This window comes from Corynebacterium nasorum (genome assembly GCF_022347325.1).
In the GTDB taxonomy this organism is placed as follows: Bacteria; Actinomycetota; Actinomycetes; order Mycobacteriales; family Mycobacteriaceae; genus Corynebacterium; species Corynebacterium kefirresidentii.
This window is the reverse complement of sequence record NZ_JAKRDU010000001.1, coordinates 23,969-44,180: the sequence shown is the minus strand read 5'-3', so window position 1 is coordinate 44,180 and position 20,212 is coordinate 23,969. Positions and strand designations below refer to the sequence as shown.

17 protein-coding genes are annotated in these 20,212 nt (G+C 58.5%); 16 read left to right on the top strand and 1 reads right to left on the bottom strand.

Features of this window, described 5'->3' with window-relative positions; translation table 11 throughout:
* Positions 1-126: 126 nt before the first annotated feature.
* From coaBC to whiA, 16 genes are all read left to right on the top strand, one after another.
* Complete coding sequence (gene coaBC / locus MHK05_RS00195) at positions 127-1,374, top strand: bifunctional phosphopantothenoylcysteine decarboxylase/phosphopantothenate--cysteine ligase CoaBC (protein ID WP_200287469.1); 1,248 nt, start codon at positions 127-129, stop codon at positions 1,372-1,374.
* A 109-nt stretch (positions 1,375-1,483) separates the two neighbouring features.
* The gene (gene metK, locus MHK05_RS00190; protein ID WP_239204038.1) at positions 1,484-2,716 is read left to right on the top strand and encodes a methionine adenosyltransferase; all 1,233 of its coding nucleotides are present in this window, start codon (positions 1,484-1,486) and stop codon (positions 2,714-2,716) included.
* 11 nt (positions 2,717-2,727) lie between these two features.
* Positions 2,728-4,770, top strand: a complete 2,043-nt coding sequence (locus tag MHK05_RS00185) for a primosomal protein N' (protein WP_239204036.1) — start codon at positions 2,728-2,730, stop codon at positions 4,768-4,770.
* A 98-nt stretch (positions 4,771-4,868) separates the two neighbouring features.
* Complete coding sequence (gene def / locus MHK05_RS00180) at positions 4,869-5,381, top strand: peptide deformylase (RefSeq protein ID WP_023021482.1); 513 nt, start codon at positions 4,869-4,871, stop codon at positions 5,379-5,381.
* 75 nt (positions 5,382-5,456) lie between these two features.
* On the top strand, positions 5,457-6,407 hold the full coding sequence (gene fmt / locus MHK05_RS00175; RefSeq protein WP_023021483.1) for a methionyl-tRNA formyltransferase: 951 nt from the start codon (positions 5,457-5,459) through the stop codon (positions 6,405-6,407).
* Positions 6,404-7,957 (top strand): RsmB/NOP family class I SAM-dependent RNA methyltransferase, encoded by a 1,554-nt coding sequence (locus MHK05_RS00170; protein WP_239204034.1) that lies wholly within the window; start codon positions 6,404-6,406, stop codon positions 7,955-7,957. Before fmt ends, MHK05_RS00170 begins: the two co-directional genes overlap by 4 nt.
* Positions 7,958-7,976: 19 nt before the next feature.
* A complete protein-coding gene (gene rpe / locus MHK05_RS00165) occupies positions 7,977-8,645 on the top strand; it encodes a ribulose-phosphate 3-epimerase (RefSeq protein WP_034655367.1) in 669 nt (222 codons plus the stop codon).
* A complete protein-coding gene (gene ribD / locus MHK05_RS00160; RefSeq protein ID WP_239204032.1) occupies positions 8,645-9,667 on the top strand; it encodes a bifunctional diaminohydroxyphosphoribosylaminopyrimidine deaminase/5-amino-6-(5-phosphoribosylamino)uracil reductase RibD in 1,023 nt (340 codons plus the stop codon). Before rpe ends, ribD begins: the two co-directional genes overlap by 1 nt.
* 35 nt (positions 9,668-9,702) lie before the next feature.
* Positions 9,703-10,317: a riboflavin synthase gene (locus MHK05_RS00155; RefSeq protein WP_239204030.1), complete on the top strand. Its 615-nt coding sequence runs from the start codon at positions 9,703-9,705 to the stop codon at positions 10,315-10,317.
* An 11-nt stretch (positions 10,318-10,328) separates the two neighbouring features.
* The gene (locus MHK05_RS00150) at positions 10,329-11,591 is read left to right on the top strand and encodes a bifunctional 3,4-dihydroxy-2-butanone-4-phosphate synthase/GTP cyclohydrolase II (protein ID WP_239204028.1); all 1,263 of its coding nucleotides are present in this window, start codon (positions 10,329-10,331) and stop codon (positions 11,589-11,591) included.
* A 40-nt stretch (positions 11,592-11,631) separates the two neighbouring features.
* Entirely contained in the window at positions 11,632-12,111 is a 480-nt protein-coding gene (ribH, locus tag MHK05_RS00145) for a 6,7-dimethyl-8-ribityllumazine synthase (protein WP_086587628.1), read from the top strand.
* Positions 12,112-12,184: 73 nt separating this feature from the next.
* Positions 12,185-12,733: a PH domain-containing protein gene (locus MHK05_RS00140; protein ID WP_023021490.1), complete on the top strand. Its 549-nt coding sequence runs from the start codon at positions 12,185-12,187 to the stop codon at positions 12,731-12,733.
* 3 nt (positions 12,734-12,736) lie between these two features.
* Positions 12,737-14,812 carry an excinuclease ABC subunit UvrC gene (gene uvrC, locus MHK05_RS00135; RefSeq protein ID WP_239204026.1) on the top strand — a complete coding sequence of 692 codons (2,076 nt, stop codon included), beginning with the start codon at positions 12,737-12,739 and terminating at the stop codon, positions 14,810-14,812.
* Between the two features lie 40 nt (positions 14,813-14,852).
* Positions 14,853-15,734, top strand: coding sequence for an RNase adapter RapZ (rapZ, locus tag MHK05_RS00130; protein WP_239204540.1), 882 nt, complete (start codon positions 14,853-14,855; stop codon positions 15,732-15,734).
* A gap of 23 nt (positions 15,735-15,757) precedes the next feature.
* Positions 15,758-16,753 (top strand): gluconeogenesis factor YvcK family protein, encoded by a 996-nt coding sequence (locus MHK05_RS00125; protein WP_239204024.1) that lies wholly within the window; start codon positions 15,758-15,760, stop codon positions 16,751-16,753.
* 171 nt (positions 16,754-16,924) lie between these two features.
* Positions 16,925-17,914 carry a DNA-binding protein WhiA gene (gene whiA, locus MHK05_RS00120; protein ID WP_023021494.1) on the top strand — a complete coding sequence of 330 codons (990 nt, stop codon included), beginning with the start codon at positions 16,925-16,927 and terminating at the stop codon, positions 17,912-17,914.
* Between the two features lie 130 nt (positions 17,915-18,044).
* Here the strand turns inward: whiA and MHK05_RS00115 are convergent, their stop codons facing one another.
* Entirely contained in the window at positions 18,045-19,691 is a 1,647-nt protein-coding gene (locus tag MHK05_RS00115) for an L-lactate permease (RefSeq protein ID WP_239204022.1), read from the bottom strand.
* Between the last annotated feature and the right edge of the window lie 521 nt (positions 19,692-20,212).

The window sequence follows — 20,212 nt, the reverse complement described above, 5'->3', positions numbered from 1 at the left end:
CGCACAAGCGTGCAATAGCTTGTAGGCTCCACGCGTCGCCACGGACGTGTATCCCCGGCTAGGGGTGCACCTTCCCGGGGCGGCGAGTGGGGCCTTTCTTTGTGCCGCCAGGTACCATCATGCGGTGTGATTGAAAAAGATAGCTCTCGCAATATTGTTGTAGGCGTTGCTGGCGGCATCGCCGCCTACAAAGCGTGCCACCTTGTGCGCAATCTCAAGGAGGCGGGCGATGATGTGCGCGTTGTCCCTACGGAAAGCGCACTAAACTTTGTTGGCGCTGCAACGTTTGAAGCCCTGTCCGGCCACCCGGTTTCCACCAGCGTTTTTGAGGCTGTGGATGAGGTGCAGCACGTTAACATCGGGCAGCGGGCGGATGCTGTGGTAATTGCGCCCGCAACTGCGGATCTAATCGCGCGACTGGCCGCCGGTCGGGCTGATGATCTACTTACGGCGACCGTGTTGGTGGCGACGTGCCCGGTCATCATTGCTCCGGCCATGCATACAGAGATGTGGCACAATCCCGCCACGCAAGACAACGTCGCTACTTTGCGGCGGCGCGGTATTACGGTTATTGAGCCCGCCCATGGCCGTTTGACCGGCAAGGACTCAGGTCCTGGTCGCCTTCCGGAGCCGGAGCAGATTGCTGAGGTAGTGCGCACCGAATTGGCTGGTTACCGGGTTGAACATACCTGGCAAGACAAAAGGGTAGTCATATCAGCGGGAGGCACCCAGGAAGAACTGGACCCAGTGCGGTACTTGGGTAATCGATCTTCTGGTAGGCAGGGATTCGCGCTCGCGGAATGGGCCGCCCAGAAGGGGGCTCAGGTCACCCTTGTGGCTGGGAATACTGCGCAGCTGCCTGTCCCCAGCGGTACGAAGGTGCGCCACATTGTTTCCACCCGGGAACTGGAGGAAGCGATGCACGAAGAGGCCCGTGATGCGGACGTGATCATTATGGCTGCCGCAGTTTCTGATTTCCGCCCCGCGGAGGCAGCTGAGTCAAAGATGAAGAAGGGGCAAGCAGACGACGCACTCTCGGCCCTACATTTGGTAGAAAACCCGGATGTCCTCAAAGGGCTTGTGGCCGCACGAGAGCGCTCGGAGATTCCGGCGGAGTGTGTGATTGTGGGGTTTGCCGCCGAAACGGGTGACGCCCACAAGTCTGCCTTGGAATATGCCCAAGAAAAGTTTGTTCGCAAAGGCTGCGATGTGCTTATGGCCAATGAGGTCGGTAGGGCCAAGACCTTTGGCCAAAAGTCGAATGAGGGATGGATTTTGCGGCCAGATTCCGCGCCGCAACGGGTGGAACATGGCTCGAAACAAGTAGTCGCCGCACAGATTTTGGCGGCTGTGAATGAAATGTTTCGGGTGTAGACAGCTAAAATTGCATTTATAGACCGCTTGGTCTAGGATTGCGAGGTATTAGGCTTGGGCGTAGAAAACCCACAGCATCGAATCAACAGTGAGAACGAAGGAAGTTTTTGTGACTGATAACGCTGCAGTGGCAGCTCGTCTTTTTACCAGCGAGTCCGTTACGGAAGGCCATCCCGATAAGATTTGTGACGCCATCTCGGACGCCATCCTCGATGCCCTGCTGGAAAAGGATCCCGTATCCCGCGTCGCCGTTGAGACGTTGGTTACCACCGGTCAGGTTCACGTGGTGGGAGAGGTACGCACCGAGGCATATGTAGAAATCCCGGCGCTCGTGCGCGATACCCTAAAGTCCATTGGCTTTACCTCCTCTGAGGTGGGATTTGATGGCAATACCTGCGGTGTCAATATTGCCATCGGTGAGCAGTCCCAGGAGATCGGCGCCGGCGTAGATAACTCCACCGAAGCCCGCGCCCATGACGAGGGCTATGACGAGGAAAATGACACCGCTGGTGCAGGTGATCAGGGCTTGATGTTCGGCTATGCCTCCAATGAGACCGCCGAGTATATGCCCCTGCCTATCGCCTTGGCACACCGGCTTTCTCGCCGCCTGACGCAGGTGCGCAAGGAGGGCATCGTGGATCACCTGCGTCCGGATGGCAAGACCCAGGTGACCTTCGCCTATACCGATGACAATGAGCCTTCCCACCTAGATACCGTGGTGATTTCTACTCAGCACGATACTGAGGTTGATAGCGCTTGGCTGGAGGGCCCATTGCGCAGCGAGGTCCTTGAATGGGTCATTAAGGACGCGGGCTTGGAGAAGTACTACACCGAAGACACGACGTTGTTGGTCAACCCTTCAGGGTCTTTCATTCTCGGTGGACCCATGGGTGATGCCGGTCTTACCGGCCGGAAGATCATCGTCGATACCTACGGTGGTATGGCTCGTCACGGCGGTGGCGCCTTCTCCGGTAAGGACCCCAGCAAGGTAGACCGCTCCGCTGCTTATGCAATGCGCTGGGTGGCTAAGAATATCGTCGCCGCTGGTTTGGCGGATCGCGCCGAAGTTCAGGTTGCCTATGCAATTGGTCGTGCTAAGCCGGTGGGCTTGTACGTGGAGACGTTCGGCACTGCTAAGGAAGGCCTGAGCGATGCGAATATTCAGGCTGCGGTAAATCAGGTATTCGACCTGCGTCCAGCCGCGATTATCCGCGAACTCGACCTGCTACGGCCCATTTATGCCCAGACTGCGGCTTATGGTCACTTTGGCCGTACCGATGTTGAGCTGCCATGGGAACAGTTGAACCGAGTAGAAGCACTGCGCGCGGCCGCCGGTCTGTAGAATCGGGGCTTATGCCTAAGAAAACACCCGCCACCCGGAAACCGGTTGTGCGGGTGTTGCCTCTTTTAGGGGTCGCGCACCTTGACCGGGGTTTTGATTACCTTGTAGAAGAGGCAGATTCGGAGGACGTTCAGCCGGGCATTAAGGTCCGCATCCGCTTTAATGGACGCTTGGTTGATGCGATAGTGCTAGAGCGGCTGCATGATTCTGAATTTGGCGGTAACCTGCGCTTTATCGAGCGCATCATCTCACCGTTCCAGGTGTATCCGCCGCAGCTTGCCCGGCTTATCGACGCCCTAGCGGACCGCTATGGCGGAGTGCGCTCAGATATTATCCGCTCTGCTATTCCACCTAGGCACGCAAAGGCGGAGGAATCCGATTTGGAAACCCCGTGGGAGGAGCTCGGTACCACGAGCGAGCCTGACCTTTCGGGGTGGTCTGCTTATGAGCATGGTGAGGCTTTCGTTGATTCAATCCTGTCTGGCAAGCTCGCCCGTGCCGCATGGCAAATCGCCCCGGGCGATGATTGGGCGCATGCCTTAGCTGCGCTCGCGGCCAAGGTGGCGTTAGACGGAGGCGGGGTGCTCTTAGTTGCCCCGGACCAGAAGAGCGTTGATGCGGTAGAAGCCGCCCTTCGCCAGGTATTAGGGGCGAAGCAGATTACAGTGCTGACTACTAGTATGGGCCCGCAGGCCCGCTACCGCCGCTACCTATCAGCCCTGGTAGGCCAGGCGCGCGTCGTAATTGGTACTAGGTCCGCCGCCTTCGCCCCAGTAAAACATCTACAGCTGGCGGTTATCCTCGATGATGGCAACGATAATTTGGTAGATAACCTCAAACCTTATGTCCATGCCAGGGAAGTGCTAACCACCCGTTCTGCTTTTGAAGGTTGCAGCATGGTCTTGGCAAACCATTCGCGGACTGCGGAAACGCAGCTCCTCGTGGAGTCAGGCTGGGCGCACGATGTGGTCGCCAAAGAACAAACGATCGGGGCGCGTTGCCCAGCCATTGAGGCGGTAGGCCCATTCGGTCTATCGATTGCTCGCGATTTAGAAGGCGGCACCACTTCAGTTCAGGCACAGGCCTTCCAAGCCGCCCATCAGGCGCTGGATAGGGGAGAGCCGGTATTGGTGCAAGTACCGCGCAAGGGATACGCACCAATTTTGGCCTGCGGCCGATGCCGCGCGCCGGCGCGCTGCCGGCACTGCAACGGGCCATTGGGGCTGCCGCCGACGGGGGCGTCGCCAAGCAAGGGCGGCGCGGAGGAGACAGGAATGCCCACCTGCCGCTGGTGCGGTCGCATCGAGGCGCGCCATCGCTGCAGTGAATGCGGATCCCCGCGCCTGCGCGCCATCGTTTTAGGCTCAGAGCGCACCGCGGAGGAATTGGGCCGTGCCTTTCCTAATACCCGGGTAGTGGTCTCTGGCGGAAATAAGATCCTCGAGGCAGTGGATAATGCGCCGGCCCTAGTCATCGCCACCCCTGGCGCCGAACCGAATGTACGAGATGGCGCCTACGGTGCGGCGCTGCTCTTGGACGCTGGTGCATTGCTCAACCGCCAAGATCTGCGTGCTACTGAAGACACGTTATCGAAGTGGGCGCAGGCGGCCACGCTAGTGCAGCCGCATTTCAAGGGCGGCCGGGTAATTGTGGCTGCCGATGAGTCTCTTAACGTGGTTCAGCATTTCTTGCGCTGGGATATGGTTGGCGCGGCCGCAGCCGAGCTTGCTGCCCGGCGAGAAGTACGATTCCCACCTGCGGTGCACTTTGCCGCCATTGACGGTGCGGATGCGTCCCTGGATGGCTTTGCTGAGCATGTGGATCTTCCTGAGCATGCGGAGGTTTTGGGCCCAGTTCCTCTTCCCCCGGGCCATAGCCTGCCCGGCGACTACGATAGCCAGCGCTTTGGTCCCGCGCAGCGGCTGGTGATCCGCACCCCACTGGGGCCTCGTTCCCAATTAGGGCGCGCCTTGCGCAGTGCAAACGCGGCGCGTAGCGCGCGCAAGGATGACTTGCCACTGCGTATCGTGGTTGATCCTATCCACGTGGGTTAGCCGTATCGGGTGGCTAGGGCTTATGCGCTAGTCTCGACGGGGAAACCCTCCATTGTCAGGCCGGCTTTATTTCGGCGCATCAGAAAGGTGTGATTGCCATGTCTCTTCGCGGAATCCGTATCTACGGCGACCCTGTCCTGGGCAGTCGCGCAGAAGAAGTAAGCACGTTCGATCGCGGACTGCGCATTTTGGCCAACGGTATGCTCGAGACCATGGACGAAGCTGGGGGAGTAGGGCTGGCGGCCAATCAAGTGGGCATACTCAAACGGATTTTTGTCTATGACTGCTCGCATACCCAATCTGGCTTGCGTGGCGCGATTGTTAATCCCGTCTGGACGCCGTTGGGCGCGCAGCAGCAAATAGGCCCGGAAGGATGTCTTTCTATTCCCGGCATTAGCGCGCAAACCACCCGCTTCAACCGCGTCTTTGTCAGCGGTCAGGATATAGAGGGCCGCCCCTTATCCATGGTGGCTGCGGGGCTGATGGCTCGGTGCATCCAGCATGAAACAGACCATCTCGATGGAGTGCTTTTCCTGCAGCGCCTCGATGCCGTGGACCGAAAAGACGTTATGCGCGCCATCCGTGAATCCGAGTGGTTTAACGCCTCATAGCCCGCTTACTGTGGCGGCAGCGCTACGGCGTTGTAGCCTAGTAGTTTGAACGAGATTAATAGGAGAGTTTCCCGCATGCGGATTATTTTTGCCGGTACCCCTGAGCCCGCTGTTGTGGCCTTGGAAAAGCTAATTGCCTCCTCGCATGAGGTGGTGGCGGTAATTACCCGCCCAGATGCTAGGAAGGGCCGCGGCCGTAGCCTTCACCCCAGCCCGGTGAAAGCAGTAGCCCAAGAACATGGCATCGAAGTGCTAACTCCTAGCAGCTTGCGTCCAGACACGGAGGACGGGCAGGCCCTGCGTGCCCGCCTGCGGGAGCTCGAACCCGAGGCAATTCCGGTGGTGGCTTATGGCAATCTGGTCACCAAGGACCTGCTGGAGCTGCCGCAGCATGGTTGGGTGAACCTGCATTTTTCCCTGCTCCCGGCATGGCGTGGCGCGGCACCGGTACAAGCTGCCATAGCTGCCGGTGATGAGATTACCGGCGCATCTACGTTCCGCATTGAAGAAGGCCTAGATACCGGTCCGGTGCTGGGCACCGTGACGGAGGAAATCCGCACCACCGATACTGCCGATGACCTGCTCACTCGCCTTGCCTATTCCGGCGGCGATCTGCTCGTCGCCACCATGGATGGCCTAGCGGCGGGTCAGTTGGAGGCACAACCGCAGCAGGGCGAGGCCACCTATGCCCCGAAAATCTCTACCGCACAAGCTCGCGTGGAGTGGTCCCAGCCTGCCTTTGCCATCGACCGGCATATTCGTGCGCACACCCCAGGTCCTGGCGCATGGACCATGTGGGACGAGGCCCGGGTAAAAGTGGGACCAGTAAGCCCCGTGGAGGCAGCAGCCGCGGTACCGGAGCACTTAGAGCCTGGGCAGCTCTACATTGCAAAGAACGCCGTTTTTGTTGGTACCGCAACGCAGCCGGTCCAGCTGGGTAAAATCCAGCCACCAGGCAAGAAAATGATGAATGCGGCCGACTGGGCCCGCGGACTAGGCAAGGATGCCGAGGTGAAGTTCCAATGAGTGGTGGTTTCCGTTCCCGTAGTAAATCTGGTGATAAGTCGCCGGAAGGCAAGCCGCAGGACCCCCGGAAATCCGGTGGAGCGAAAGGCCGTGGTGGCCGCCCGCACCAGCAGCAACATGGTGGACGTAACGGCCACCGCAGAGGTCGACAGGCTCATGCTTCTGGTCAGCGTTCCGGCAAGCGCCAGGAAGGCAGTCTGATTCAGGCTGCACTGACCGCTGGTGTGGACGCGCCGCGTGCGGTGGCTTTCGACGTCGTGCGTCGGGTGAGCGATGACGATGCCTTTGCCAACCTCATCTTGCCCACAGCACTGCGTAAGCAAAAGCTCACCGGGCGAGACGCCGCCTTTGCCACCGAGATCACCTACGGCACCCTCCGCACCCTCGGCGTAGTAGATGCCGTCATCGCAGAATGCTCCTCGCGCAGCCTCGAAGCCATTTCTCCAGCTGTGGTTGATGCCTTGCGCTTGGGCGCGTATCAGGTTCTCTATACCCGCGTGGAGGCCCATGCGGCGGTTGATACCACCGTGCGCTTGGTGGAAGCCAGCGGTGAGGTCAAGGCCAAGGGTTTTGCCAATGGCATTATGCGCACCATTACCCGCACGTCGGCCAAGGCGTGGCTGGACAAGCTTGCCCCGGAGGGAGAAATCGCCGGCATTGCCTTCAAACATGCCCATCCCACCTGGATCGCGGAATCGTTTAGTCGTGTGCTGGGGCTGGGCGAGCTAGAGGCCGCCCTGGCTGCGGACTCCGATAGGCCTGCGGTGCATCTGGTGGCCCGTCCCGGGGAAATCTCGGCCGAAGAATTAGCACTTGTGACCGGCAATGAGGAAGGGCGCTTTTCCCCCTACGCCGTGTATATGGAGTCCGGCGATCCCGGCCAATTGGAGCCGGTACGTCAGGGTTTGGCTGCAGTCCAAGATGAAGGCTCGCAGCTTATCGCCCGCGCGGTATGTGAAGCGCCGGTGGAGGGCGAAGACACTGGTCGGTGGCTGGATCTCTGCGCCGGTCCCGGCGGTAAAGCGGCCTTAATGGGTGCGCTTGCCCGCATCGACTCCGCGCACGTGGACGCGGTGGAGGTATCCCCGCACCGTGCGGCTCTGATTGAAAAAACGGTAAGTGATTTACCTGTGGACGTTCATGTGGCAGATGGACGCAATCCGGGCGTGGGTCAGGGGTTTGACCGAGTGCTTGTCGATGCCCCGTGTTCCGGACTCGGCGCACTCCGTCGCCGCCCCGAGGCGCGGTGGCGCAAGTCTGAGTCCGACATTGCCGAGCTTACTCAGCTGCAATTTGAGCTTTTATCCTCGGCCTTAAACCTGGTGCGCCCAGGCGGAGTGGTCATTTATTCCACGTGTTCGCCAGACTTGCGCGAGACTCGTGGCATCGTCGACCGCGCCGTACGCGAGCTCGGTGCCACAGAGCTAGACGCGCAGAGGCTCATTCCTGATATGGGCGATGTAGGGCATGAAAAGTCCGTGCAAATGTGGCCACATCGGCACGGTACCGATGCCATGTTCTTTGCGGCTCTGCGCCGCGCGGCTGACTAATCGCGATAGACTAGTGGGCATGTCCGCACCGATTATTTCTCCTTCCATCTTGGCCGCTGATTTTTCTCGCTTGGGCGAGGAATTAGCGGCGATTGAAACCGCAGACTGGGTCCATGTGGACATTATGGACGGGCACTTCGTGCCCAACCTGTCCTTCGGCCCGGATATCACGGCAACGGTCCATCGGCTTACCAATAAACCATTGGATGTCCACCTCATGATCGAGGAACCCGAGCAATGGGTGGAGACCTATGCCAAGGCGGGTGCGCATACCATTATCTTCCACGTGGAGGCTGTCGCCGATGAGCAGGCGGCGGTGGATGTGGCGCAGAGCATTCGAGAACTAGGGGTGCGTGCTGCCTTTTCCATTAAGCCGGGTACAGCTATCGAACCGTGGCTGGATAAATTGCATCACTTTGATGAGGTGCTCGTGATGTCCGTGGAGCCTGGTTTTGGCGGGCAGAAATTCATGCCAGAGATGCTGGAAAAGGTCCGGGTGCTGCGCCAAAGCATTGATGAGCAGGGGCTCGACACCGTCATCGAGATTGATGGCGGAATTTCGCCAGACACCATCGCCCAAGCCGCCGCGGCTGGGTGCGATGCTTTTGTAGCTGGCTCGGCCGTATTCAAGGCAGAAGATCCCGCCGGGATCGTACATCAGCTGCGTGAATTGGCGGCTGGTGCCTAGTGGGCGCGGAGCTAGAGGAGAGTACCCTTTCCGCAGCGCTGTCTCGGGCAATGGCCGCGGGAGCTGAGGTGCGTGGAACCACGAGCCCCAACCCGCCGGTGGGCGCGGTCATCGTGTCCACTGCCGGTGACATCGTGGGCGTCGGTGCTACGCAGCCCGTGGGAGGCGCGCATGCCGAGGTCATGGCGTTGCGCGAGGCTGGCGATAGGGCGCGAGGAGCCACCGCCGTGGTCACCTTGGAGCCGTGTGCGCATACCGGTCGCACGGGTCCGTGCGCACAGGCGCTTATCGATGCCGGCGTGGCTCGCGTGTACTACCTTCATGCAGACCCCACTCCGCAGGCCGCCGGTGGAGCGCGTGTGTTGGCGGAGGCTGGGGTGGACGTCGCCAAGCTGGAAAAGCCCCCGCACGCCGATGATGCGCTCGTGCCTTGGCTCTTTGCCATGAAAGCACGCAGGCCGCACGTAACCTTAAAGTTCGCCCAGACGCTGGATGGCTTTACTGCCGCAGCGGATGGGTCAAGCCAGTGGATTACGGGCGAAGGGGCGCGCGATTGGGTGCATGCAGATAGGGCTCACCGCGACGCCATCATCGTCGGCACCGGCACTGCGCTTGCTGATAACCCGTCACTTACCGCGCGGTTTAGCGACGGCAGTTTGCGGGAACACCAGCCACGCCGGGTGGTAATTGGCAAGCGAGATTTGGAATCGGCAGGCGATGCGGCAAGCAACCTACGCGAGTTGGGATATGAGCACTACGACAGCATCGAGGAAGCGTTATACGAGCTCTACGCCAGCGGGGCACGCGACGTCCTTGTAGAAGGCGGCGCCGGACTCGCCAGTAGCTTCCTCAAGGCCGACTTGGTCGATGCTATCTCTGCCTATATTGCGCCCCTGTTGCTGGGGGAAGGCCGTGGCGTGCTCGCCCATCCCGTGACCCAGACTCTGGCGGGGGCCACCCGATTCCAGCGCGTGGGAATGAAGGCGCTGGGTGATGACGTTCTAATTGAATATGTGCGCTAGGCGCTCGGATTAGCAGATATCGAGAAAGGCTGGATGTGTTTACTGGGCTAGTACAAGAGTTGGGCACCGTAGCCGGTATGGAACCGCACGCGGACGCCTTGCGCTTGAGCATTCGCGCCCCGCGCACCGTCGCGGAGGCGGCACTGGGGGATTCCATTGCTATCAACGGCGTATGCCTCACCGTGGCGGATCTATCTGGAGATATATTTTGCGCAGATGTGATGCAGGAGTCCCTCGACCGGACAGCTTTGGGCCGCCTAGCTGAGGGCGATTCGGTCAATGTGGAACCGGCATTGCTGCCTACCACCCGGCTAGGCGGTCACATCATGCAAGGACACGTGGATGGCACCGCGACGCTGCAGAGCCGGACTACCTCCGAGAACTGGGATATCCTCCGGTTTAGCTTGCCCGCCGAGCTTGCCCGGTACGTCGTAGAAAAAGGCTCAATTGCCGTTAGCGGCACCTCGCTGACTGTTAGCGCCGTGGGGCCGGACTGGTTCGAAGTATCCCTTATCCCCACCACTTTGCGGGACACTATTCACGGTGCATTGCCAGTTGGAGGAGAAGTCAACCTCGAGGTGGATGTGCTGGCCAAGTACGTAGAAAAGATGCTTCACCCCGAAGCGCTAACCCCTGAGGGCAAGGACTAGACTGCTACCTTATGAGCGCGAGTGATAATTGTATCCGTCTTGATTCCATTGAGCAGGCCATAGCGGATATCGCCGCTGGTAAGCCGGTAGTTGTTATCGATGACGAGGATCGCGAAAATGAAGGCGACCTGATTTTCGCCGCTGAGCTAGCCACCCCGGAACTGGTGGCCTTTATGGTGCGCTACTCTTCTGGATATATCTGCGCACCATTGTTGCCAGAAGATTGTAATCGCCTGAATCTACCGCCGATGTTGGCGGTCAACGAGGATGTGCGCGGCACCGCTTATACAGTGACGGTGGACGCAGCTACGGGTAGTACCGGTATTTCTGCGACCTCGCGGGCAGAGACTATTCGCCGGCTAGCAAACCCTGATACCACGCCGGACGAATTCACCCGCCCGGGTCACGTGGTGCCGTTGTGCGCGCGCCCTGGTGGTGTTCTAGAGCGGGATGGCCATACGGAGGCTTCCATTGACCTTGCCCGATTGGCGGGCCTGCGCCCGGCCGGTGTGCTGTGTGAGATCGTCTCTGAGGATGACCCCACGGACATGGCACGATCGCCAGAGCTGCGCCGCTTCGCAGATAAGCACGGCCTGTCCATGATCTCTATTGCACAGCTCATCGAGTGGCGCCGCCATAATGAGAACCAGGTCATTCGCCAGGTAAGCACCCAGCTTCCCACCGAGTATGGTCATTTCACCGCCATTGGCTACCGCCATGAAATAGATGGACAGGAGCATGTCGCGTTGGTGGCAGGCGATCCCGCCCAACTGCGCGGCGCGCGTGAGGTCATGGTGCGAGTCCATTCGGAATGCCTGACCGGTGATGCCTTTGGCTCGCGGCGCTGCGATTGCGGTCCGCAACTGCATGAGTCCATGCGCCGTATCAGTCAGGAAGGCAGCGGCGTGGTTATCTACTTGCGCGGTCAGGAAGGCCGTGGCATTGGTCTTTTGCATAAGCTGGAGGCGTACCGGCTGCAGGATTCCGGCATGGACACCGTCGATGCCAACCTAGAACAGGGCCTGCCCGAAGACGCACGCGAGTATTCCGTAGCCGGCCAGATCCTGCGTGATCTTGGCATAGAGTCCGCGAACCTGCTGACTAATAACCCACATAAGGGCGAAGGCCTGAGCGGTTTTGGTGTGGATGCAAGTCATCACACCCCGCTAGCAATCCCGGCGCATGCGGATAATATTGAATATCTCCGTACGAAGCGCGACCGCATGGGCCACGATCTTCCGCAGGTTGCCCAGTGGGATGAGGCGCATAAGTAGATCTTTAGTAGCTTTGTGGAGATCACGCGAAAGGAAAGAAATGAGTAAAGAAGGCCTACCCGAAATTGCCCAGGTAGATGGCAGTGGACTGCGCGTTGCCGTGGTGACTGCGACATGGAACGCGGAGATCTGCGATCAGCTCCACGCCCAAGCGGTAGAGACCGCTACGGAAAATGGCGCCGAGGTTGCCGAGTACCGCGTAGTTGGCGCCTTGGAACTTGGCGTTGTTGTCCAGGCGGCCGCCCGCACATACGATGCGGTGGTGGCATTGGGCTGCGTTATCCGTGGGGGAACGCCGCATTTTGACTACGTCTGTGACTCGGTTACCCAGGCGCTTACCCGCATCGCGCTCGATGAATCCACCCCGGTAGCGAACGGCGTCCTTACCGTCAATGACCAGCAGCAGGCCATTGATCGCGCCGGCTTTGCAGACTCGGCAGAAAACAAGGGCGCCGAGGCAATGATGGCGGCTTTAGATACCGCCCTGCAGTTGCGTAGACTAAACGCAGCAGAGAAGTAACTTTTAGCAATGCGTCAGCGCCCCACGCTAGATCACCACGATGGACTGTGGGGTGTTCCAGAGGAGTATGCACATGAACGAGGCGCAGGCCCCAAAGAATCCGCAGCGAAGCCGGCAGCTTAGCGACGCCGAAGTATTGGCCTATACCAGTGCCGATCCCTTTGCCCAGACAACGTCTAAGCCGTGGGAGTTTAAGGCGACCTCGCCCTTTTTGCGTAAGGTGGCAATCGGCTGGGTGATCCTCGTTATGGCTATCCATATCTTCATGGGAATCACCTTGGATGTGTCTTTTACCGGCGCGCATGTCACCACCATTGATAAATTCGCCTTTCCCGGCGTGGGCCTCCTTATTTCCATTTTGTCTTGGGTTGCCCTTAACCGGCCGCGCCTGCGCGCCAATGAGGATGGGGTAGAGGTCCGCAATATTGTGGGTACCCGCTTTTATCCCTGGCAGGTGGTCTATGGGCTGTCCTTCCCCGTGGGCCAACGTATGGCGCGTCTTGAGCTTCCCGAGTTCGAGTTCGTTCCCGTCTGGGCTTTGCAGTCTGGTGACAAAGACACCGTCATCGACAACGTTCGCCGCTTCCGCGACGTGGAAGCTAAGTACATGCCACAGGATTAACAATTGGCTGACCCCACTACCTACCGCCCGGCTCCGGGAACCATTCCCACTGACCCGGGCGTCTATAAGTTCCGCGATGAAAACCGCCGCGTAATCTACGTGGGCAAAGCCAAGAATCTGCGCGCAAGACTATCGAACTATTTTCAGGACATCACTCAGCTGCACCCGCGCACACGCCAAATGGTGCTCACGGCCAATTCCGTGGAATGGACGGTAGTGGCCAGTGAGGTGGAAGCCTTGCAGTTGGAGTACACGTGGATTAAGCGCTTTGATCCCCACTTCAACGTCATGTACCGCGACGATAAAACCTATCCTATGCTCGCGGTTTCGGTCGGAGAAACAGTTCCTCGCGCCTTTTTCTACCGCGGCCCTCGCCGCAAGGGCGTACGCTACTTCGGCCCGTATTCCCATGCTTGGGCCGTGCGCGAAAGCCTAGACCTGCTCACCCGCGTCTTTCCCATGCGCACCTGTTCCAAGGGCGTTTATAACAGGCACGAGCGCCTTGGGCGGCCGTGTCTATTGGGCTATATCGGCAAATGCGATGCCCCCTGCATCGGCCGGGTAAGCAAGGAAGAACACCGGGATACCGTCAATGAACTCGTTTCATTCATGAATGGAAACACCGGTGCAGTCCGCCGCAAACTCACCCATGACATGGAGCAGGCCGCCGAGAATCTAGAGTTCGAACGCGCCGCACGCCTGCGCGATGACTTGGGCGCTATTGACAAGATCATGGAGCAACAGGCCGTGGTTTTCACTGACGGTACAGATGCCGATCTCATTGCTTTTAGCTCGGATGAACTCGAAGCAGCGGTGCAGATCTTCCATGTGCGTGACGGACGCATTCGCGGGCAGCGCGGGTGGGTAGTAGAACGCGCCGGTGACCAAGCTAGCTCTGAGCCCTTGGAAGAAGGCCAGCCTGATCCCGCGCTGCCGGCATTGGTACAAAATTTCCTCATCCAGTTTTATTCGGATGCAGTGGAGCGCGAGAAGCAGGAGGCGCGCGAGGACGCCGCGCTTGCTGCGGACGTAAAACGGCGCGGGGTGGACCAGGAATCGCACATGAAGTCCCGCCGTGTCCAAGTCATCCCACGCCAAATTTTGGTGCAGGCCCTGCCGGATGAACCTGATCAGGTCGTCGCCCTTTTAGAGGAACTGCGCGGTGCCCAGGTGGACCTGCGCGTTCCCCAGCGCGGCGATAAAAAACAGCTCATGGCCACGGTGGAGAAAAACGCCAAGGAGCAGTTGCGCCAGCACAAGCTCAAGCGGGTGGGAGACCTCACCGCCCGGTCGGCGGCTTTGCAAGATATTCAAGAGGCTTTGGGCATGGAGCAAGCCCCATTGCGCATCGAATGTACCGATATCTCCCATATTCAGGGCACAGATGTGGTTGCTTCTTTGGTGGTTTTTGAAGATGGCTTGCCCAAAAAGTCGGACTATAGGCGCTACCGCATTAAAGAGGCAGCGGGCGATGGCCGCTCTGATGACGTCGGATCTATCGCAGAAGTCACTCGCCGTCGGTTTAAGCGCCACAAACAAGATAAGTTGGCGCATCCGGATGAGGAAGTAGAAGAGTCCTCCTTCGCGGAAGAAAAAGTGGCGGAAGAGTTTGCCGAGGCAGGCCGTCGCTTTGCGTATCCACCGCAGCTTTTCATCGTGGATGGCGGCGCACCCCAGGTTGCCGCAGCTCAAGAGGTATTCGATGAGTTAGGCATTGTGGATGTGACCTTGGTGGGCCTGGCCAAGCGCCTCGAGGAAATTTGGGTTCCCGGCGATGATGAACCGGTCATTTTACCGCGAAACTCGCAAGCTCTTTTTCTCCTGCAGCAAATTCGCGATGAAGCGCACCGTTTTGCCATCTCTTATCACCGGCAACAGCGCTCTAAGCGAATGCGCTCTTCAGTACTCGACTCCGTTCCGGGCTTAGGTCCGCAGCGGCGCACCGACTTGGTGAAACATTTTGGCTCGGTGAAAAAGCTCAAGGCCGCCACGGTGGAAGAGATCTGTGAGGTAGATGGCTTTGGGCCAAAGCTAGCCCAGACCGTGTACGAGAATTTGCACGATTCTACGGGTAAATAAGGGGCATACTCCTAGAGACGGCGAATCTTGAAGCGCTAGACTGAGGGGCATGACGCATTTCGAAACTCCACCCATTTTGATAACCGGCATGTCCGGCGGCGGGTTGAGTTCCGCTGCCAAAGTATTTGAGGATAAGGGCTACTACGTGGCCCATAATATTCCGCCTCGCGCCATTGTGGATCTGCTCAAACTGTGTAACCAGGAAGAAACCCCAGTGGGCAAGGTCGCAGCCGTAACGGATGTGCGCTCGCGCATGTTTCCAGGGTCTCTGCTAGAGATTATGGAAGAGCTCACGGAATTAAATATGAAGCCCACCGTGCTCTTTTTGGATGCTCGTGATGACGTGCTCATTCGTCGTTTTGATTCAGTACGCCGCACCCACCCGTTGCAAGAGGGCGACACACTCAAAGTAGGCATCCAACGCGAACGTCAAGCAGTAGCAGACGTGCGAGCTCATGCGAACATCATCATTGACACCACCAACCTATCCATTCATGATCTCCGCCGTGCTATTGAGGCGGCGTTTGGTGAGATGCAAAATGAAAAGCAGCATGTGACCGTTGAATCCTTTGGGTTTAAAAATGGTTCACCCCGCGATGCAGATTTGGTGGTTGATGTGCGTTTCCTACCCAATCCCTATTGGGTACCGGAGCTGCGTAGATACCGTGGCACGGATGAGCCGGTTGCTCAGTATGTGCTCTCACAGCCAGCGGCACAGGAATTCGTGGATAATTTCATAAGGATGTTTTCCACCATGCTGGATGGTTACCGGCACGAAGGGAAGAATTTCATAACTTTAGGCGTGGGCTGTACGGGTGGCCATCACCGCTCCGTTGCCGTAGCAGAGGCTATTGCGGCACGGTTGCGGGACAATGACACTTTGGACGTCAGCACCTTGCACAGGGATATTGCTCGAGGCTAGAGCGCAGGAGTTTTAACGCTTTTATGACCAATCCTTCACACATGGTCTGCCTAGGAGGCGGCCATGGACTTTATCAGACTCTTTTGTCCGCCCGATTGAGCGGAGCAGGCGACATTTCCGCCATTGTTACTGTTGCAGATGATGGTGGCTCCTCCGGCCGATTGCGCCGCGAGCTAGAAATAATCCCGCCTGGAGATCTGCGCATGGCGCTAGCTGCGTTGGCTAATAGTGATCCGGTGGGTGACCTCTGGGCGCGTACCTTGCAGCACCGTTTTAGAGGCACCGGTGCAATGGCGGGGCATGCGGTGGGCAATCTAATGATTGCAGGGTTGACCGAGGTGCTCGGTGATTACCAGGCCGCGTTAGATACCATCGCAGAGCTTACTAATTCCCAGGGCCGGGTATTCCCTGTGGTCAACCAAGCCTTAGAGATTGAGGCGGAAGTAGCCGGGCTTGACGACGACCCCCGTGTCATGCGCCAAGTCCGGGGGCAGGTCGCGGTTGCCTCCACACCGGGGCAAGTCCGGCGTGTGAGTATCGTGCCGGAAAACCCCAAAGCAAATCCGGATGTCCTCGATGCCATTGAGCGCGCGGACCTAATTACTATTGGCCCGGGTTCTTGGTTTAGTTCGGTATTGCCACATACTCTCGTGCCTGAGGTCGTGGAAGCCATTTCTGCGTCTGATGCGCTGCGCGTAGTTGTTTTAAACCTTTCCGCCGAGCCGGGCGAAACGCATGGTTTTTCCGCAGAGCGCCATTTGCATGTGCTTTCTCAGCACGCCCCGGATTTGCGCATTGATCGCATTCTGGTGGACGGGGCGGCTTTGCCTACTGATAGTGAGCGCGTGTATATCCAGCGCGCCGCCCAGTCCCTTGGTGCCCGTGCCACGTTCGCGGATGTGAGCGAAGTTGATGACAATGGTCGGAGCATCAATAAACACGATCCGGAGAAGCTGTCTGCGGCACTCCTCGACCTGTATTCGGACTATCGCAACACTGGCGATCCCAACCGGAGCTGATACATCTCGGCAAAGTCCCATCGCTCGCGTCGTTCGGGTTCGGCCGACTGCGCGGTGCCTGAGCGCGCGCGGTATGATGGCAGAAATCCTTTCACCGCACCGGGCCTTGCATAGTGGCCCTGGCCTGTGCGTATATCTTGTGACTGTGAGAAAAGAAATGGGGCGAACTAGGTGACCACACCATTGACCGACCAGGTCAAAGAAGAATTGACGGCTGTCGTTGTGCCACGCCAGTCCGCTCGCGCTGCCGAACTAGCCGCGATGCTGCGATTCGCCGGCGAGCTAGATATTTCCGGCGACAACATGGCCTATGAGTTGGAATTAGAAAGCCACGCTATTGCGCGGCGCGTGATCGCTGCACTCGATGAGCTTTATGGGATTTCCGCTGATAGTCACGTAGCGGGCCCAGCAGGAACCACGAAGAAATCCCGAGTTACGGTGCGCATTTCCACCGGGGCGAAGGAACTTACGCGCCGTCTCGGCCTTATTACCCGCTCCGGCCATGCGGTAGTGGGGCTTCCTCCGCAGGTTATTTCCGGCACCGTCGCTGATAGCGAAGCAGCGTGGCGCGGAGCCTTCCTAGCCCATGGCAGCCTCACGGAGCCGGGTCGTTCTTCTGCGCTTGAAGTTACGTGCCCGTGCCAGGAGGCGGCATTGGCCCTAGTGGGTTGCGCCCGCCGCTTGGGCATTTCTGCCAAAACTAAGGAGACCCGCGGGGAAGACCGCGTCGTTGTCCGCGATGGCGATGCCATTGGGGCACTGTTGACCCGTATGGGCGCGCAAGAAACGCGATTAAGCTGGGAAAAGAAGCGCGTCAAGCGAGAGGCGCACGATACGTCCCGGCGCTTGGACAATTTCGATGATGCAAATCTCCGTCGCTCGGCTCGTGCTGCAGTCACCGCGGCGGCCCGCGTTGACCGAGCGATGGAGATCCTTGGTGATGACGTCCCCGAGCACCTTGCTGATGCAGGACGCCTGCGCGTGCAGCACCGTGAGGCCTCGCTGGAAGAATTGGGCCGCTTGGCTGAGCCTCCCATGACTAAAGATGCGGTAGCCGGGCGTATTCGCCGCTTGCTTTCTATGGCCGATAAGCGAGCGGAAGAGCTTGATATCCCCGATACTAACCAAGCGATCACCGACGACCTCTTCAAAGAGTCCTAAACGCCGCAATCACCGGCACATACACAACTCCCCGCAGCGCGGATACCTGAGCGGTAGCCGTCACTGTGGGGAGTTTTCTCTGTGATAGCTAGCTGGTGGGGAAACCAGCTAGCCAGGGAGAACTAGATGCCTAGGGAACGAGGAATCCTAGGGCGTTGGTCATCAAGAATACGATGATGCACACAACGGCCAAGAAGACCACGGAGTAGCCCACTACGTTTTTCAGGATGACAGACTCCTTGCCTTCCATTTTTACAGCGGTGGCCGCAATAGCGAGGGACTGCGGGGAGATCATCTTGCCCACAACGCCGCCTGCGGTATTGGCGGCCAGCATGAGGTCCGGGTTCACGCTGATACGCTCGGCCGCTGCTACCTGCAGGTTGGCGAAGAGGGCATTGGCGGAGGTATCGGAGCCGGTGACCGCGGTACCAATCCAGCCCAGTACCGGAGCGAAGAGTGCGAAGATGCCGCCTGCAGAAGAGACGAACTCACCAATAGCAATCGTTTGGCCGGAGTAGTTCATCGTATAAGCCAATGCCAGCACCAGAATGATGGTGAGGGCCGAGAACTTCATGCGGCTGGCGACGTCCCCAAAAGCGCTGACCGGCTGCCCGAAGCTGAGACTGTAGCGGCCATTTTCATTAAAGAAGTGGTAGACAACCGCAACGATAATGCCCGAGAGTAGAAGGAGCGTACCTGGGTTACCAAAGACGTTGAAGCTGAAGCTGGTGTCCATGAGGTTGCCGTCGGCGTCGACAATCGCGTCATCCAGCAAAGGCCAGGCAAAGTGGAGCTTGAGGAAACCAAAGATGGCTGGGGCCGCAGTAGCAACAGCAAAGACAATAGTTACTACAGCGTAGGGAAGTAGTGCCATCCAAATGCGGCGACCATTCAGGTCGGTGGTCGACTCAGCGGCGGGCAGCTCGAGGCGCTCGCGCAGCTCCTTAACACCCTTAGGCTTCCACACTCGGAGGAAGGCAAAGGCACAGCCCAGGGAAACGATGCAGGCGATAACATTGGTGAGCTGGTAAGCAAAGAACGTTGCGGCCAGCCACTGTGCCAAGGCAAAGGAAACGCCAATCACTGCGGCTGCCGGCGCAGTTTCCTTGACGCCGCGGACACCGTCCAAAATGAAGGCGATCAGGAAAGGCACGACGGCGGCGATGATGAGCACCTGCAAAGAGATAAGTGCGGCAATATCATGGGTTTGTTCAGCGCTGCGTCCAGCGACCTCGCCAGCGGTGGTCACTGGGATGCCCACCGCGCCGAAAGCAACCGGTGCCGTATTAGCAATGAGCACTACGATTGCTGCGCGTAGGGGCTTTACACCGAGTGCCATAATCATGGTCGCGGTAATGGCTACGGGTGCGCCGAAGCCGGCGAGGGCCTCTAGCAAGCCGCCAAAGCAAAAGGCGATAAGAATTGCTTGGATGCGAATATCGCCATCGCCTAGAAGGTCGAAGGTTTTACGAAGGTCCTCGAAGCGTCCTGAAGCGACGGTGATTTCATAAAACCAGATTGCGGTAATGATTACCCAGACAATGGGAAGTAGTCCGAAAAGGCCGCCGCGCACGGCGGAGGACAAGGCCATATCTACCGGCATAGAAAAGCCGACGATGGCGATAAGAAGGGATACTGCGAGGGCGACGGCGCCAGAAGTGTGTGCGCGCGCTTTGACGCCGAGCAGCATGATAAAGAATGCGATGAGAGGGAGAATCGCCACCAGGGCGGTAAGCCCGAGGCTGTCACCCACAGCAGAGGTATTAATTTCGAACAAGAGACGTCCTTGGGTTCTACGGTGGTCCTGCCCGTTGAAGAATAACGAGCACCTGAAGCATTCTCACGGTGACCAACGATTGCGCTGGAACAGATGTAGTGGACTGAAACGCGAATGTGAGCCAGTGAGTATTGAAAGCATATCGTGTGATGGTCGAGGCGAAAACAATTCGGTCGACTTGGTTGCCATCAGGACTGAGGCTCGGAAATGTCCGACCGGACAGAGGCGGGCGTAACCCTGGAAGCTATACAGTGATATATTTCACGTTAACAGCGTCAAGGCCACATAAACCCACGCGTTCGGGCGTATCCAGCGGGTTTATGGCGGAGAAATAAAAAGGATCGGCAAAGTGTACGCTCTTTTGGATAATCTGTCATCCGATAGTTCTCAAGGCTGCTAGCGCACTGCACTGTTAAAAAACGCTCGGTAGTATCGGCATTGTAAGGGAAAACGCTCGGGCGCTTCTCAAGCACCGAATATATCGAAGGGCCCGCGCACATACCCATACGCACATTTACTCG

What these genes read in the sequence shown, in the direction of transcription:
- MHK05_RS00150 (WP_239204028.1), top strand. Translation starts at nt 10,329, where the DNA reads ATGAGCGCGAGTGATAATTGTATCCGTCTTGATTCCATTGAGCAGGCC.
- def (WP_023021482.1), top strand. Translation starts at nt 4,869, where the DNA reads ATGTCTCTTCGCGGAATCCGTATCTACGGCGACCCTGTCCTGGGCAGT.
- rpe (WP_034655367.1), top strand. Translation starts at nt 7,977, where the DNA reads ATGTCCGCACCGATTATTTCTCCTTCCATCTTGGCCGCTGATTTTTCT.
- ribH (WP_086587628.1), top strand. Translation starts at nt 11,632, where the DNA reads ATGAGTAAAGAAGGCCTACCCGAAATTGCCCAGGTAGATGGCAGTGGA.
- fmt (WP_023021483.1), top strand. Translation starts at nt 5,457, where the DNA reads ATGCGGATTATTTTTGCCGGTACCCCTGAGCCCGCTGTTGTGGCCTTG.
- MHK05_RS00170 (WP_239204034.1), top strand. Translation starts at nt 6,404, where the DNA reads ATGAGTGGTGGTTTCCGTTCCCGTAGTAAATCTGGTGATAAGTCGCCG.
- MHK05_RS00140 (WP_023021490.1), top strand. Translation starts at nt 12,185, where the DNA reads ATGAACGAGGCGCAGGCCCCAAAGAATCCGCAGCGAAGCCGGCAGCTT.
- MHK05_RS00185 (WP_239204036.1), top strand. Translation starts at nt 2,728, where the DNA reads ATGCCTAAGAAAACACCCGCCACCCGGAAACCGGTTGTGCGGGTGTTG.
- MHK05_RS00125 (WP_239204024.1), top strand. Translation starts at nt 15,758, where the DNA reads ATGACCAATCCTTCACACATGGTCTGCCTAGGAGGCGGCCATGGACTT.